This is a genomic window from Frankia sp. Mgl5 (assembly GCF_023242985.1).
Lineage (GTDB): Bacteria > Actinomycetota > Actinomycetes > Frankiales > Frankiaceae > Parafrankia > Parafrankia soli.
In genome coordinates, this window is record NZ_JALKFY010000355.1 from 1 (window position 1) to 236 (window position 236).

Consider the following 236-nt stretch of genomic DNA (forward strand, 5'->3'; position numbering starts at 1 on the left):
TGATTGGGAAACGGGAACACCACTTTCGACCATGGGGCAAGCAGCTCTTTTTCCATTCGCTTGCGAATGAATGGATCGCGGAAAAACCGGGCGATCTCCTCCATCATCTTGCGAACATGCTGCTCGTCCTGCGGATCGGGGACAATTGGCTCTTCTGTCTCTATCAGCTCTTCCAGCTCGTAGATTGTCGAAGCAGGAACGAGGTACTCCACGGGTTGATCAGGTGTGGTCAGTTC

At 53.0% G+C, this 236-nt stretch carries 1 pseudogene; it reads right to left on the reverse strand.

The features are described 5' to 3' along the window. Positions 1 to 236, reverse strand: a pseudogene (locus tag MXD62_RS09675) (ADP-heptose synthase); the annotation flags it as partial.